Origin of the sequence: Streptomyces sp. M41, assembly GCF_043673425.1 — a bacterium.
Classification (GTDB): domain Bacteria; phylum Actinomycetota; class Actinomycetes; order Streptomycetales; family Streptomycetaceae; genus Streptomyces.
Window position 1 is genome coordinate 1 of the sequence record NZ_JBIMKE010000054.1, and the last position, 14,244, is coordinate 14,244.

Annotated in this window: 14 protein-coding genes; 6 read left to right on the forward strand and 8 right to left on the reverse strand. The window is 71.5% G+C overall.

The features are described 5' to 3' along the window. Positions 1-183: 183 nt before the first annotated feature. Positions 184-1,008, reverse strand: coding sequence for a purine-nucleoside phosphorylase (locus ACHBTE_RS35250; protein WP_394729758.1), 825 nt, complete (start codon positions 1,006-1,008; stop codon positions 184-186). 260 nt (positions 1,009-1,268) lie between these two features. Further along, complete coding sequence (locus ACHBTE_RS35255) at positions 1,269-1,706, reverse strand: gamma-glutamylcyclotransferase (protein ID WP_394729760.1); 438 nt, start codon at positions 1,704-1,706, stop codon at positions 1,269-1,271. 81 nt (positions 1,707-1,787) lie between these two features. Here ACHBTE_RS35255 and ACHBTE_RS35260 point away from each other — a divergent pair, with 81 nt between their 5' ends. Continuing rightward, entirely contained in the window at positions 1,788-3,251 is a 1,464-nt protein-coding gene (locus ACHBTE_RS35260; protein WP_394729762.1) for an NAD(P)H-quinone dehydrogenase, read from the forward strand. A gap of 166 nt (positions 3,252-3,417) precedes the next feature. After that, entirely contained in the window at positions 3,418-4,374 is a 957-nt protein-coding gene (locus ACHBTE_RS35265) for a DeoR/GlpR family DNA-binding transcription regulator (RefSeq protein WP_394729764.1), read from the forward strand. Positions 4,375-4,495: 121 nt separating this feature from the next. On the opposite strand, the gene ACHBTE_RS35270 is transcribed toward ACHBTE_RS35265, so the two are convergent. Further along, positions 4,496-5,044, reverse strand: coding sequence for a TetR/AcrR family transcriptional regulator (locus ACHBTE_RS35270; RefSeq protein ID WP_394729785.1), 549 nt, complete (start codon positions 5,042-5,044; stop codon positions 4,496-4,498). Positions 5,045-5,262: 218 nt separating this feature from the next. Then, positions 5,263-7,035 (reverse strand): biotin carboxylase N-terminal domain-containing protein, encoded by a 1,773-nt coding sequence (locus tag ACHBTE_RS35275; RefSeq protein ID WP_394729766.1) that lies wholly within the window; start codon positions 7,033-7,035, stop codon positions 5,263-5,265. A 359-nt stretch (positions 7,036-7,394) separates the two neighbouring features. Here ACHBTE_RS35275 and ACHBTE_RS35280 point away from each other — a divergent pair, with 359 nt between their 5' ends. After that, positions 7,395-7,925, forward strand: coding sequence for a hypothetical protein (locus ACHBTE_RS35280; protein WP_394729768.1), 531 nt, complete (start codon positions 7,395-7,397; stop codon positions 7,923-7,925). Here ACHBTE_RS35280 and ACHBTE_RS35285 read toward each other — a convergent pair. Both ACHBTE_RS35285 and mmpB read right to left on the reverse strand, forming a co-directional pair. Further along, complete coding sequence (locus tag ACHBTE_RS35285) at positions 7,894-8,514, reverse strand: Maf family protein (protein ID WP_394729771.1); 621 nt, start codon at positions 8,512-8,514, stop codon at positions 7,894-7,896. The genes ACHBTE_RS35280 and ACHBTE_RS35285 overlap by 32 nt on opposite strands. Before the next feature lie 31 nt (positions 8,515-8,545). Continuing rightward, the gene (mmpB, locus tag ACHBTE_RS35290) at positions 8,546-8,674 is read right to left on the reverse strand and encodes a morphogenic membrane protein MmpB (protein WP_394729773.1); all 129 of its coding nucleotides are present in this window, start codon (positions 8,672-8,674) and stop codon (positions 8,546-8,548) included. 122 nt (positions 8,675-8,796) lie between these two features. Between mmpB and ACHBTE_RS35295 the strand changes: the two genes are divergently transcribed. Then, positions 8,797-9,939, forward strand: a complete 1,143-nt coding sequence (locus ACHBTE_RS35295) for an SGNH/GDSL hydrolase family protein (RefSeq protein WP_394729775.1) — start codon at positions 8,797-8,799, stop codon at positions 9,937-9,939. Here ACHBTE_RS35295 and ACHBTE_RS35300 read toward each other — a convergent pair. Next, positions 9,936-10,145 (reverse strand): acyl-CoA carboxylase epsilon subunit, encoded by a 210-nt coding sequence (locus ACHBTE_RS35300; protein ID WP_394729777.1) that lies wholly within the window; start codon positions 10,143-10,145, stop codon positions 9,936-9,938. The genes ACHBTE_RS35295 and ACHBTE_RS35300 overlap by 4 nt on opposite strands. A gap of 17 nt (positions 10,146-10,162) precedes the next feature. Further along, positions 10,163-11,785 carry an acyl-CoA carboxylase subunit beta gene (locus tag ACHBTE_RS35305; RefSeq protein WP_394729779.1) on the reverse strand — a complete coding sequence of 541 codons (1,623 nt, stop codon included), beginning with the start codon at positions 11,783-11,785 and terminating at the stop codon, positions 10,163-10,165. Between the two features lie 110 nt (positions 11,786-11,895). On the opposite strand from ACHBTE_RS35305, the gene ACHBTE_RS35310 reads away from it, so the two are divergent. Both ACHBTE_RS35310 and ACHBTE_RS35315 read left to right on the forward strand, forming a co-directional pair. Further along, entirely contained in the window at positions 11,896-12,756 is an 861-nt protein-coding gene (locus ACHBTE_RS35310) for a biotin--[acetyl-CoA-carboxylase] ligase (RefSeq protein ID WP_394729781.1), read from the forward strand. Positions 12,757-12,854: 98 nt separating this feature from the next. Beyond that, positions 12,855-13,982 (forward strand): adenylate/guanylate cyclase domain-containing protein, encoded by a 1,128-nt coding sequence (locus ACHBTE_RS35315; RefSeq protein ID WP_394729783.1) that lies wholly within the window; start codon positions 12,855-12,857, stop codon positions 13,980-13,982. Positions 13,983-14,244 lie beyond the last annotated feature (262 nt).

A 14,244-nucleotide genomic window follows, 5' to 3' on the forward strand; every position in this document is an offset into this window, starting at 1 on the left:
GGGGGGGGGGGGGGGGGGGGGGGGGGGGGGGGGGGGGTGTCCGTCCTCGGTCCGGCGGTGGGGCGGCACGTATGAGGTGCTGCTCCTTGACGCCGGCCGCTGCGGGCGGACACCCCCCACCCCGGCCCCTTCCCGCCGTACGCGGCTTTCCCTTCGTCCGCCTCGATGACCCGGGGGTCTCGCTCAGAGGCGGCCGAGGACCTGCGCCAGCAGGGAGCCCATGCGGGTCGCCGAGTCGCGGCCTGCCTGGAGGACCTCCTCGTGGTTGAGGGGCTCGCCCGTCATGCCCGCGGCCAGGTTCGTGACCAGGGAGATGCCCAGCACCTCGGCGCCCGCCTCGCGCGCGGCGATCGCTTCGAGGACCGTCGACATGCCCACGAGGTCCGCGCCGATCACGCGGGCCATGCGGATCTCGGCCGGCGTCTCGTAGTGCGGGCCGGGGAACTGGGCGTAGACGCCCTCCTCCAGCGTGGGGTCGATCTCCTTGCACAGGGCGCGCAGGCGGGGGGAGTACAGGTCGGTGAGGTCGACGAAGTTGGCGCCGAGGATGGGGGAGGTGGCCGTGAGGTTGATGTGGTCGCTGATCAGGACCGGCTGGCCGGGGCGCATGCCCTCGCGCAGGCCGCCGCAGCCGTTGGTGAGGACGATCGTCTTGCAGCCGGCCGCCACGGCGGTGCGGACGCCGTGGGAGACGGCGGCCACGCCGCGGCCCTCGTAGTAGTGGGTGCGGCCCAGGAAGACCAGGGCGCGCTTGTCGCCGATCTTGTACGAGCGGACCTTGCCGCCGTGCCCCTCCACCGCCGGCGGGGGGAAACCGGGCAGCTCGGTGACCTGGAGGTCGGCCTCGGGGGTGCCGAGGGCATCCACGGCCGGCGCCCAGCCGGAGCCCATCACCAGGGCGACGTCGTGGGTCTCGGCGCCGGTGAGTTCGCGCAGGCGCGTGGCGGCGGCGTCGGCGGCGGCGTGCGGGTCGCCCTGGATGTCGTCCGGAAGAAGAGATGCGTTCACGCGACTGAGGGTAGCCGGTTTGGTCCTACGCGCGTAGATGACAGACCTCACGGGATGGCGATCGTTGTCTTGTCGTTTCCAACGAAGATGTCCGCCCGGAGCTCCTCGCTCACTCGTCGGGGATCAGGACGTCCTTGTCGTCGAAGGCCGCGGCGGTGAAGATCAACAGGCGGCCGCGGCTGACCGTGTACGGGAACGGGTCGCGGGCCAGCAGGGCGATGCCCTTGTCGCACGCTGTGCGCTGCCTGCCGTCGAGGCGGTCAGCACGGGCGCTTGCGCAGTTCCATCACGTAATCGTGTGGTGCCCCCGCGGACTCCGCCGCGTCGGCGATCTCGCCCAGGTAACGCGCCGACGGCAGCCCGCCCTCGTAGCCGTTCAGGACGTACGCCCACGCCGGCTCCTCGCCCTCCAGCGTGTGGGCCCGCACCCGCAGCCGGCGGTAGATGCCGAGGCCGACGCCCTCCCAGCGGTCCAGGGACTCCTCGTCCATCGGTGCGATGTCGTAGAGCGCGACGAAGACCTGCTCCATCGGGTCCTCCACGAGCGTCGCCAGCGCGCCGTCCCAGCCCAGCTGCTCGCCCCCGAACGTCAGCCGCCACCCGTTCAGCCAGCCGGTGGCGCGCAGCGGCGAGTGCGGGGCGCGGCGGGTCATCAGCCGCGCGTCGAGATTGCCGGCGTAGGCGGCGTAGAGCGACATGGGGAGAGGGTACGGCAGGTCGATCGTCACTCCCTCCCGTAACAGTGGTGTCTCGGGCGGCACCCCAGGCGGTCGCACGGTGTGGCGTGCGGGACAATGGAGTACGTGACTCGGATCGTGATCATCGGTGGCGGACCCGGCGGATACGAAGCGGCGCTGGTCGCCGCTCAGCTCGGCGCGGAGGTGACCGTCGTCGACGCCGACGGTCTGGGCGGGGCGTCGGTGCTCACCGACTGCGTGCCCTCGAAGACCCTCATCGCCACGGCCGAGGTGATGACCACCTTCGACTCCTCGTACGAGGAGCTGGGCATCATCGTCGCCGACGACACCCCGTACCTCGACACCCCGGCGCGCGTCGTGGGCGTCGACCTCGGCAAGGTCAACCGGCGTGTGAAGCGGCTCGCGCTGGCGCAGTCGCACGACATCACCGCCTCGGTCACCCGGGCGGGCGCCCGCGTCATGCGCGGGCGTGGCCGGCTGGAGGGCATGCAGGCCCTCGACGGTTCGCGCAAGGTCGTCGTGCGGGCCGCCGACGGCACCGAGGAGACCCTCGTCGCCGACGCCGTGCTCATCGCGACGGGCGGGCATCCCCGGGAGCTGCCGGACGCCCAGCCCGACGGTGAGCGCATCCTCAACTGGACCCAGGTCTACGACCTCACCGAGCTGCCCGAGGAGCTCATCGTGGTCGGATCCGGTGTCACCGGTGCCGAGTTCGCGGGGGCCTACCAGGCGCTCGGGTCGCGGGTCACCCTCGTGTCCTCGCGGGACCGCGTGCTGCCGGGGGAGGACCCGGACGCCGCGGCCGTGCTGGAGGACGTCTTCCGGCGGCGTGGCATGAACGTCATGGCGCGCTCCCGGGCCGCCGCCGCCAAGCGGGTCGGCGACCGGGTCGAGGTCACCCTCGCCGACGGGCGTGTCATCAGCGGCAGCCACTGCCTGATGGCCGTCGGCGCCATCCCGAACTCCGAGGGCATGGGCCTGGAGGACGCCGGGGTCAAGCTGCGTGAGTCCGGGCACATCTGGACCGACAAGGTGTCCAGGACGACGGCCCCGGGTGTGTACGCCGCCGGTGACGTCACCGGTGTCTTCGCGCTCGCGTCGGTCGCGGCGATGCAGGGACGTATCGCCATGTACCACTTCCTCGGCGACGCGGTGGCCCCGCTGAACCTGAAGACCGTGTCCTCCAACGTCTTCACCGACCCCGAGATCGCCACCGTCGGCTACACCCAGGCCGACGTGGACGCGGGCAAGATCGACGCCCGGGTCGTCAAGCTGCCGCTGCTGCGCAACCCGCGCGCCAAGATGCAGGGCATCCGGGACGGCTTCGTCAAGATCTTCTGCCGGCCGGGTACGGGCATCGTGGTCGGCGGTGTGGTCGTGGCGCCGCGCGCCTCGGAACTGATCCATCCCATCTCGATCGCGGTCGACAACAATCTGACGGTCGAACAGATCGCGAACGCCTTCACCGTGTACCCGTCCCTTTCGGGCTCGATCGCCGAGGTGGCACGACAGCTGCACACCCGGAAGTCCGGCGGCGAGATCTAGCGGCTGGAATCAACTCCTTGCTGGTCACGGTGAGTTGTCGGGCATGCGTGCGGCATAGGCTGCGGGACTAGGCTCTATACCACTCCTTGCCCTCGCGTGCGAACAACTTCGTTTATTCGGCGCAAACTGCTGAAACCAGACGGTCGTTGGGGTTACTGTCAGTTTCGTGTTCGCTGCAGAACGTCGCCAATTGATCCTCGAAATGGTGCGAGCGAACGGGGCCGTGTCGCTCCGTGAGCTCGCCCGCGTCGTCCAGACCTCCGAAGTGACCGTACGGCGGGACGTGCGCGCACTGGAGGCAGAAGGACTCCTCGACCGCCGGCATGGCGGTGCGGTATTGCCGGGCGGGTTCACGCGGGAGTCCGGCTTTCCGCAGAAGTCACATCTCGCGACCGCCGAGAAGACGGCCATCGCCGACCTCGCCGCGAATTTCGTGGAAGAGGGCGAGGCGATCGTCGTCGGGGCGGGAACCACCACGCAGGAGCTGGCACGCCGGCTCGCGCGCGTGCCCGGGCTGACCGTCGTCACCAACTCCCTGCTGGTGGCGCAGGCCCTGGCCCACGCCAACCGGGTCGAGGTCGTGATGACCGGTGGCACGCTCCGCGGGTCGAACTACGCCCTGGTGGGCAGTGGCGCCGAGCAGTCCCTCCAGGGGCTGCGGGTGTCGCGGGCCTTCATCTCCGGGAGCGGGCTCACCGCCGAGCGCGGACTGTCCACGTCCAACATGCTCTCGGCGTCCGTCGACCGGGCACTCGTCCAGGCGGCTGCGGAGGTCGTCGTCCTCGCCGATCACACCAAGCTCGGCACGGACACGATGTTCCAGACGGTGCCGACCGATGTCATCACCCGGCTGGTCACCGATGAGCCGCCGGGGCATGACGACCGTGCCCACACCGAGTTGCAGGCCCTTGCCGACCAGGGGGTGCAGATCGCCGTCGCCGGGGCGACCGGGGCGTCGGGGGGTGACGAGGTCCCGGCTCGGCGCCGTGCCCTGCCGGGGCCGCGGGCCGCCGGCGCGGGGCGCGCCGTGGGGGCGGGGCTGAGGACCGCCGCCTCGGTGCTGGGCGAGCAGGGGCCGGCCGAGCGGGAGCGGGCGCGGGTTGCCGATCTGCGGCGGCGGTAGGTTCACCCGTTCGCCGTCGTAGGGTTCGTGGTGGTGCGCGAGTGCTGGTTCTTCGTGGCCGGTCGCGTTGTTCGTGGCCGGTCGGCGTGCGGTTTCCCGGGCCCTCGAAGCCGGTTGCCGCTCAGTCCGCCTTCAGGCCCCGCAAGGTCAGCATCAGCAGCCGGTCCGCCAGCTCGGGGTCGTCGGGTGTCCCCTCCGTCGCCAGTGCGATCGCATGGGTGAGCTGGAGCAGGTCACCGACGGCCACGTCGGGGCGGACCGCCCCCGACGCCTGGGCTCGGGACAGCAGCGCGCCGCCCGCCTCGCGGATCGGGTCGCTGCACCGGGCCAGCGCCGAGGTGCGGTCGGAGGAGACGGACATCAGGGAGCGGGCCAGCCCGCGGTACTCCCCGGCGTGTCTCACCATCTCCCTGAGCCAGGCCACCAGGGCCGCACACGGCTCCGGTGCGCGCAGCAGCTCGTGCGAGCGGGTCAGCAGCTCGCCCACCGCCTCCTCGAACACCGCGCTCAACAGGGCGTCGCGGTTGGGGAAGTGGCGGTAGAGCGTGCCGATACCGACGCCCGCGCGGCGGGCCACGTCCTCGAGTGAGGCGTCCGTGCCGTGCTCGGCGAAGGCGGCGCGGGCCTCGGTGAGCAGGCGTTCATGGTTGCGGCGGGCGTCGGCGCGCATCGGGCGCGGCTGGGCCGGCGTCGCCGCCAGGCCCGCGGTCCCGGCATCCTCCTGCGAGGTCGCGTCCCCCACTGCTCTCACCTGCCCTCTCCTCACGCCCCGGGCGTGCCTCCAGGATGCCACCGACCATGAACGGCCCTCAGAAACGTGGCGCCCGGCGGACCGTGTACTTCCGGTCCGCCGGGCGCCTCGGTTGCCGCAAGGCTGGTGCCGCGGGGTCAGTCCTTGATCTCGCAGATCGCGGCACCCGAGGTGAGCGAGGCGCCGATCTCGGCGGACAGGCCCTTGATGGTGCCGGACTTGTGAGCGTTCAGCGGCTGTTCCATCTTCATCGCCTCGAGGACGACGATCAGGTCGCCTTCCTTGACCTCCTGGCCCTCCTCGACGGCGACCTTGACGATGGTGCCCTGCATCGGGGAGGCGAGGGTGTCGCCGGAGGCGGCCGGGCCTGACTTCTTGGCCGCGCGGCGCTTGGGCTTGGCGCCCGCGGCCAGACCGGTGCGGGCCAGGGTCATGCCGAGCGAGGCCGGCAGGGAGACCTCCAGGCGCTTGCCGCCGACCTCGACGACGACCGTCTCACGGCCGCTCTCCTCGTCGGCCTCGGTGTCGGCGGGGGCGGCGAAGGGCTTGATGTCGTTGACGAACTCGGTCTCGATCCAGCGGGTGTGGACCGTGAACGGGTCGGCGGAGCCGGTGAGCTCGGGTGCGAACGCCGGGTCCTTGACCACCGCGCGGTGGAACGGGATGGCGGTGGCCATGCCCTCGACCTGGAACTCCTCCAGGGCGCGGGCCGCACGCTGCAGGGCCTGCTCACGGGTGGCGCCGGTGACGATCAGCTTGGCCAGCAGGGAGTCCCAGGCCGGGCCGATCACGCTGCCGGACTCCACGCCCGCGTCCAGGCGGACGCCCGGGCCGGACGGCGGGGCGAACGAGGTGACGGTGCCGGGGGCCGGCAGGAAGTTGCGGCCCGGGTCCTCGCCGTTGATGCGGAACTCGAAGGAGTGGCCGCGCAGCTCGGGGTCGCCGTAGCCGAGTGCCTCGCCGTCGGCGATGCGGAACATCTCGCGCACCAGGTCGATGCCGGCGACCTCCTCGGTGACCGGATGCTCGACCTGGAGCCGGGTGTTGACCTCGAGGAAGGAGATCGTGCCGTCGAGGCCGACGAGGAACTCGACGGTGCCGGCGCCGACGTAGCCGGCTTCCTTGAGGATCGCCTTGGAGGCGGAGTACAGCTCGGCGACCTGCGCGTCGGAGAGGAAGGGCGCGGGCGCCTCCTCGACCAGCTTCTGGTGGCGGCGCTGGAGGGAGCAGTCACGGGTGGAGACCACGACCACGTTGCCGTGCGTGTCGGCGAGGCACTGGGTCTCGACGTGGCGCGGCTTGTCCAGGTAGCGCTCGACGAAGCACTCGCCGCGGCCGAAGGCGGCGACCGCCTCACGCACCGCGGAGTCGTACAGCTCGGGGACTTCTTCGAGGGTGCGGGCGACCTTCAGGCCGCGTCCGCCGCCGCCGAAGGCCGCCTTGATGGCGATGGGCAGGCCGTGTTCCTCGGCGAAGGCGACGACCTCGTCGGCGCCGGAGACCGGGTCGGGCGTACCCGCCACGAGCGGGGCACCGGCACGCTGGGCGATGTGCCGGGCGGCGACCTTGTCACCGAGGTCGCGGATGGCCTGCGGCGGCGGGCCGATCCAGATCAGTCCGGCGTCCAGGACGGCCTGGGCGAACTCGGCGTTCTCCGACAGGAAGCCGTAGCCCGGGTGGACAGCGTCCGCCCCGGCCTCGCGCGCCGCCTTCAAGACCTTGTCGATGTCCAGGTAACTGGTGGCCGGGGTGTCACCGCCCAGGGCGAACGCCTCATCCGCGGCGCGGACATGCAGAGCGTCCCGGTCCGGATCCGCGTAGACGGCCACGCTCGCGATCCCGGCATCCCGGCAGGCCCGGGCTACGCGGACAGCGATTTCGCCACGGTTGGCGATGAGCACCTTGCGCACGATTGAGGCTCCCTCCTTGAAACAAGCCGAGTTTAGGGACTGCCGACACGCCACATCGACCCGTCCCCAGTGGTGAGCTTGCCCACACGGAGCGTGATTCCAGGCTCGCTCGACCTGCGAAATCCCATGTCGCGCCTCGGCACGCAGGTCTGTCCCGGAAAACCCTAGCCCTCCGCTGTGGTCAAGGTCTCTGTCATCACGTGCTGCGGGCCACTCTGTTTCTTTGTGGAATCCCTACGAATGGCCCAATGATTCTTTGCCCGCGCCCGAACCCTTGTCCCCGGGTTTACCCGTTAGTAGCGTTCGCGATGTCTCGAACGTGCTTGGGGTAACGAACGCTCGGAAGTGGGTGGGGACCGGTGGTGCGCAGGCCGGTGGCGTGGGTGGTGGCGGTCGTGCTCGTCGTCGAGGCGGTCGGCGTGGCGGCGGTGCAGTGGTTCCTCGGGGTCGTCGTGGACCGGCAGGACATGTCCCTGGCCGGCCTGGACCCGGACGTTATGTCGATGTCCTCGAAGATTGGTGGCGTCGCCTTCGGCGCCTACTTCGCGCTGTGCGGCCTGGTCGCCCTGTTGGTGGCGGTGCGCGACCGTGCCCCGGCCGGCCTAGGCCGCATTCTGCTGATCAGCGCGGCCGTGGTGCACGGGCTGCTGGGCGCGTTCGCCTGGGGGCTGGTGGGCTGGACGGCGTTCCTGTACATGATGGTCGTGCTCGGCCTCATCGTGCTGCTGCTGATGACCTACGACGCCCAGGCCACGCCCGAGCGGCCCACCGGCACGGCTTCCGACGGCGGCCCGGGCGGCGACGGCTCTCCGGCGGGTGCCACTGCGGTCGACGGCCCCCCGGCGTCCGGCTCCCCGGTCAGCCCTCCGCCGGCGCCCACAACTCCGTGATGCCGATGCCCAGTTGTCCCAGCAGCCGCCGTACCAGCGGCAGGCTGATGCCGATCACATTGCCGTGGTCGCCCTCGATGCCGTCGATGAACGGGGCCGAGCGGCCGTCGAGGGTGAACGCCCCGGCGACGTAGAGCGGTTCGCCGGAGGCGACGTAGGCCGCGATCTCCTCGTCCGTCGGTTCGCCGAAGCGGACGACCGTGGAGGCGGTGGCGGAGGTGTACCGGCCGGTCACGGTGTCGTAGATGCAGTGGCCGGTCTGCAGTGTGCCCGCCCGGCCGCGCATCGCCTTCCAGCGCGCGGTGGCCTCCTCGGCGTCGGCCGGCTTGCCCAGGGCCTGGCCGTCCAGGTCCAGGACGGAGTCGCAGCCGATCACGATCGCGCCCTTCACCTCGGGCTTCGCGGCCACCACGGAAGCCTTCGCCTCGGCCAGGGCCAGCGCCAGTTCGGCGGGGGTGGGTGCGGTGACGGCGTCCTCGTCGACGCCGCTCACGATGACCTCGGGAGCCAGACCCGCCTGCCGGAGCAGATTGAGGCGGGCGGGGGACTGCGAGGCGAGGACGAGCCGGCGGCGGGGCTGATCAGTCATGCGGCCAGCGTATCGGCGTGCCCGGCCGGGCTCATCTCAGCCCGAGCACGATCATCGTGAGCACCATGGCCAGCGCCATGAGAACGCCCAGCCGCCGCAACATCTCCTGCGTGTCGCGCAGTTCTTGGGGCGGCTCGTTCTCGGGGTCGGACCACAGCATGCCTTCCATCGTCGGTCGGGTGCCCGCGGGGGCGCCTGAGTACGCATACTCAACTTTCCCCTAAACGGTGCTACGGTTTCATTAAAGCTAAAGGGACTTTGGTTCCGTTTGGAGGGTGTGTCATGTTCACCGCTGCCTGGATCGCCTCGCCCCAGTCGCCCAGCGAGGGCTTCATGCCCAACTGGTCCCGCGAGGGCTTCTGGCGCCAGTCGCTGCGACAGGTCGTACGGCTCTCCGCGGGCGGGGGCCGGCTGCGGGTGCGGCTGTCCCACGCGTACGGCAGCTCGCCCGTGCGCGTCGCCGGCGCGAGCGTGGGGCGTACGGCCGCCGGAGCCGCCGTGGCGCCGGGCTCGCTCACCCGGCTGACCTTCGCGGGATCGGGCCCGGCGGAGATTCCGGCGCGTGGGGAGATCGTGAGCGACGAGGTCCCGCTGCCGGTCGGCGCCGGGGAGTCGGTGACCGTCACCCTGTACTTCGACGCCGCGACCGGCCCCGCGACCTTCCACGCCCAGGCATTCGCCACCGGCTACCGGGGCCAGGGGGACCGGTCGGCGGACGCCGGCGGCGCGGGCTTCGACGCGGCGAGCGAGTCCTGGTACTTCCTGTCGGCGGTGGAGGTCGACGCCGACCGCACGGACGCCGTCGCCCTCTTCGGCGACTCGGTCACGGACGGGTTCGGCTCGACACCGGACGCGAACCGGCGCTGGTCGGACGCGCTCACGGCACGCACCAAACGCCCGGTGCTGAACGCCGGCATCGGCGGGAACCTGCTGCTCAACGACTCCGCCTGGTACGGCGACAGGGGCGTGGGCCGACTGCGCCGGGACGTCCTCGACCGGCCCGGCGTGGACACCCTCGTCGTCCTGCTCGGCCTGAACGACATCGGCTTCAGCGAGACGGACGAGCAGCCGACCTACAAGCCGGCACCGGTGCTGGAGGCGGCGGAACTCATCGCCGGGCACCGGGAATTGATACGGCAGGGCAGGGCGGCCGGGCTGAGGGTGCTCGGCTGCACCCTGCTGCCGTTCGCGGGGTCGGACCACTGGGGCGAGCACGCGGCCAAGGTGAGCCACGAGCTGAACGAGTGGATCCGTTGCTCGGGGGAGTACGACGCGGTGGTGGACCTGAACCGGGCGCTGGCCGACCCCGCGGACCCCGACCGGCTGCACCCGTCGTACGACTTCGGCGACCACCTGCACCCGAACGACGCCGGGTACGAGGTGATGGCCGAAGTCGTGTCACCGCACCTCCAGGACACGGCCTAGCCGGGCCAGAAGGTGCGGGCCCAGGTTGCCGGGCCCGGCTGTGGCAGCCGGTGGGCGGCGATGCGGGACGGGTCCGACCACCCGTCCCGCGGCTCGGGTGCGCCGGGCGGCGTGGCTGCCGCCGCCGCGGCGCGGGCGCGGACCACCGCGAGTGCGGCGGCCAGCTCCTCCGGTGTCGGGTTGCCCCGTAGGACCTTGATGTTCATGACGGCTCCCGGCGGGCCTAGAGGGGGATGTTGCCGTGCTTCTTCGGAGGCAGGGATTCCCGCTTGGTGCGCAGCTGACGCAGACCCCGGACGACGTTCAGACGGGTGTCGGACGGCATGATCACCGCGTCGATGTAGCCGCGCTCGGCCGCGACATAGGGGTTGAGGAGGGTGTCCTCGTACTCCTGGATCAGCCGTGCGCGCACCGCCTCGACGTCCTCGCCGCTCGCTTCGGCCTCCGCGAGAGTGCGGCGGTGCAGGATGTTGACCGCGCCCTGGGCGCCCATGACGGCGATCTGCGCGGTCGGCCAGGCGAGGTTGAGGTCCGCGCCCAGGTGCTTGGAGCCCATGACGTCGTAGGCACCGCCGAAGGCCTTGCGGGTGATCACCGTGATCAGCGGCACCGTCGCCTCGGCGTAGGCATAGATCAGCTTGGCGCCGCGGCGGATGATGCCGTCGTGCTCCTGGTCGACGCCGGGCAGGAAGCCGGGGACGTCGACGAAGGTGATGACCGGGACGTTGAAGGCGTCGCAGGTCCGCACGAAGCGGGCGGCCTTCTCGCTGGCCTGGATGTCGAGGCAGCCGGCGAACTGCATCGGCTGGTTGGCGACGATGCCGACCGGGCGGCCCTCGACCCGGCCGAAGCCGGTGACGATGTTCGGCGCGAACATCGGCTGCGTCTCGAAGAACTCGGCGTCGTCCAGGACGTGCTCGATCACCGCGTGCATGTCGTACGGCTGGTTCGCGCTGTCCGGCACGATCGTGTCCAGCTCGCGGTCCTCGTCGGTGACCGAGAGGTCCGCCTCCTCCGGGAACGCCGGGGGCTCGGAGAGGTTGTTGGACGGCAGGTACGACAGCAGCTGCTTGACGTACTCGATGGCGTCCTTCTCGTCGCCGGCCATGTGATGGGCCACGCCGGAGGCGGAGTTGTGGGTGCGGGCGCCGCCCAGCTCCTCGAAGCCGACGTCCTCACCGGTGACCGTCTTGATGACGTCCGGGCCGGTGATGAACATGTGCGAGGTCTGGTCGACCATGACCGTGAAGTCGGTGATCGCGGGCGAGTACACCGCGCCGCCGGCACACGGGCCCACGACGAGGCTGATCTGCGGGATGACACCGCTCGCGTGGGTGTTGCGGCGGAAGATCTCGCCGTACGCGCCCAGCGAGGCCACGCCCTCCTGGATCCGGGCGCCGCCGGAGTCGTTGATGCCGATGACCGGGCAGCCGGTCTTCAGCGCGAAGTCCATGACCTTGACGATCTTCTGGCCGTAGACCTCGCCCAGCGCACCGCCGAAGACGGTGAAGTCCTGGGAGAACACGGCGACGGGGCGGCCGTCGACGGTTCCGTACCCGGTGACTACACCGTCGCCGTACGGGCGGTTCTTCTCCAGGCCGAAGTTGGTGGAGCGGTGCCGGGCGAACTCGTCGAGCTCGACGAAGGAGTCCTCGTCGAGGAGGAGCTCGATGCGCTCACGGGCCGTCAACTTGCCCTTGGCGTGCTGCTTCTCGACGGCGCGTGCGGAGCCGGCGTGCGTCGCTTCCTCGATACGGCGCTGGAGATCCGCGAGCTTGCCCGCGGTGGTGTGGATGTCGATCCCTTGGGTCTCTTGGATCTCGTGACGCTCTTCCGGCTCGGACATCGGGATGGCGCTCCCTGCCTGCTCAAAAGGGGGGACGGTTACTCATCCGTAGAGTAGTGGGGGCCCTGGGAAACAGCAGTGCGGCGTTTCACACACCTAGGGTGGCTTGCATGACGCCGCGAGATGCATCAGACGACAGCCGCTGGTCCGACCTGGACCGTCCGCCGCTCAACGCCGTCGCGCTGCGGCGCGGGCTCGTGCGGGAGGGCGGGCTGTGGCGCGATGTGGACGTGGTGCAGCGCACCGGTTCCACCAACACCGACCTGGTGGCCCTGGCCACCGAGGGCAAGGCGGACGAGGGCGCGGTCCTGATCGCCGAGGAGCAGACGGCCGGCAAGGGGCGCCTGGACCGGGACTGGACGGCGCCGGCCCGCTCGGGCCTGTTCTTCTCCGTGCTGCTGAACCCGGCCGAGGTGCCGGTGGCCCGCTGGGGCTGGCTGCCGCTGCTCACCGGGGTGGCCGTGGCGGCGGGGCTGTCCCGGTCGGCGGGCGTGGACACGGCACTCAAGTGGCCGAACGACCTGCTGGTCACCGTGGGCGGCGAGGAACGCAAGGCCGGCGGGATCCTGGCGGAGCGGGCCGGGAGCGTCGGGGTGGTCATCGGCGCCGGGATCAACGTCACCCTGCGCGCGGACGAGCTGCCCGTACCCCAGGCGGGTTCCCTTGCCCTCGCCGGAGCCGTGAGCACCGACCGGGATCCGCTGCTGCGGGCGGTGCTGCGGTCCCTGGAGGAGTGGTACGGGCGCTGGCGGGCCGCCGCGGGCGACCCGGTGGCCAGCGGACTCCAGGAGACGTACGCGGCGGGATGCGCGACCTTGGGAAGGACGGTGCGGGCCGAGCTGCCGGGAGAACGGGCGGTCACTGGCGAGGCGGTCGCCATCGACGGCGACGGACGGCTGGTGCTGGCGACCGGGGAAGGGGTGCAGGAACCGGTGGGAGCCGGGGACATCGTGCACCTGCGGCCTGCGTGAGGCCGTCTGATCCGGCTTCCGGAGTGAGGTGGCCCACACCTGCCGTACAGTGAAGGCCGGTCGATTACTGACCGCGGCAGATCGGAAAGGCAGCAGGCGTGACCGTCGACGACACGGGCTCCGGCACGGGCGCGGACGGCGGGGTGGACCCCCATGCCGCCGACCCCGGCGAGGATCCGCTCGCCCTGCGCCTCGAAGGCCTCATCCTCGGCGCCGAGCGGCGCTACACACCGTTTCAGGCGGCCCGCAGCGCGGGTGTCTCCATGGAGCTGGCGTCGCGCTTCTGGCGGGCGATGGGCTTCGCCGACATCGGGCAGGCCAAGGCGCTGACCGAGGCCGATGTGCTGGCGCTGAGGCGGCTGGCGGGTCTCGTGGAGGCGGGGCTGCTCAGCGAGGCCATGGCCGTGCAGGTGGCCCGGTCCACGGGGCAGACCACCGCACGGCTCGCCGAGTGGCAGATCGACTCCTTCCTGGAGGGGCTGACCGAGCCGCCGGAGCCGGGCATGACCCGGACCGAGGTCACCTATCCCCTGGTCGAGCTGCTGCTGCCCGAGCTGGAGGAGTTCCTCGTCTACGTCTGGCGCCGGCAGCTGGCCGCCGCGACCGGCCGGGTCGTGCAGGCCGGGGACGACGAGGAGATGGTCGACCGGCGCCTGGCCGTGGGCTTCGCCGACCTGGTCGGCTTCACCCGGCTGACCCGCCGGATGGAGGAGGAGGAACTCGGCGAGCTCGTCGAGGCCTTCGAGACCACGGCGGCCGACCTGGTGGCGGCGCGCGGCGGGCGGCTGATCAAGACCCTGGGCGACGAGGTTCTGTACGCGGCCGACGACGCCGGGGTCGCGGCGGAGATCGCGCTGCGGCTCATCGAGACGATGGCGAACGACGAGACGATGCCGGAGCTGCGTGTGGGCATCGCGTTCGGCACCGTCACCACCCGAATGGGCGATGTCTTCGGTACGACCGTGAATCTCGCGTCCCGGCTGACCTCCATAGCTCCGCGGGACGCCGTCCTCGTCGACAGCGCGTTCGCGCACGAGCTCATCCGGACGGGCGAGGCACCGGCTTCGGAGGCGGAGGCGGCGGAGGCCGCTGTCGCCGCGGAGAAGGAGGGCGAGGAGCCACCGGTGTACCGGTTCGCGCTTCAACCGATGTGGCAGCGGCCGGTGCGTGGACTCGGCGTGGTCGAGCCGTGGCTGCTGACGCGGAGGGCTTCCGTGGTGGACTGAGCGTCGCCGCTGGTGGGCGGGTTCGGGCCGGTGGGGATTCGCGGTGATGCCTGCGGCGGCCTGTGGCTCCTTGGTGGGGGTTCGCGGTGATGCCTGCGGCGGCCTGTGGCTTCTTGGTGGGGGTTCGCACTGATGCCTGCGGCGCCTGTGCCGGTTCGGTGGGGGCGTGCGTAGCGCCTGCGGTGGGGTGTGGGGCGGGGGGGGGGGGGGGGGGGGGGGGGGGGGGGGGGGGGGGGGGGGGGGGGGGGGGGGGGGGGGGGGG